Origin of the sequence: Streptomyces sp. NRRL S-495 (genome assembly GCF_000966955.1) — a bacterium.
In the GTDB taxonomy this organism is placed as follows: domain Bacteria; phylum Actinomycetota; class Actinomycetes; order Streptomycetales; family Streptomycetaceae; genus Kitasatospora; species Kitasatospora purpeofusca.
In genome coordinates this window covers 1-357 of sequence record NZ_JZWY01001378.1, presented here as the reverse complement: position 1 = coordinate 357, position 357 = coordinate 1, and the positions used below count along the sequence as shown (strand labels likewise).

The window sequence follows — 357 nt, the reverse complement described above, 5'->3', positions numbered from 1 at the left end:
GTCGAGCAGCGACCAGCCGTCGGTGAAGGGCTCCAGCGCGAACGCGCACTCCGCCATCTTCTCCGCGAAGACCGGTGAGAAGTCGAGGAGTTCACGCGCCATGCCGATCCACTGCGAACCCTGGCCCGGGAAGACGAACACCGTCCCGGTGGATCCGGCCCGGCCGGTGACGACTCCGGCGGAGCTGCCGGTGGAGACGAACTCCTGGAGCCGCTCGGCGAGTTCTTCGCGACCTTCGCCGACCACGACGGCCCGGTGGTCCAGCAGCGACCGACCGGCCGTAAGGGTGAACGCGACGTCGTGCAGGTCGAGTTCGGTCCCGTCGGTGAGCCGCTCCAGCAGGCGCGCGGCCTGCTC

General features: G+C 70.0%; 1 protein-coding gene. It reads right to left on the bottom strand.

Annotation, left to right across the window (positions count from 1 at the left end):
- A partial coding sequence (locus VR45_RS41760) for an acyltransferase domain-containing protein (protein ID WP_045945215.1) occupies positions 1 to 357 on the bottom strand: 357 nt, incomplete at both ends.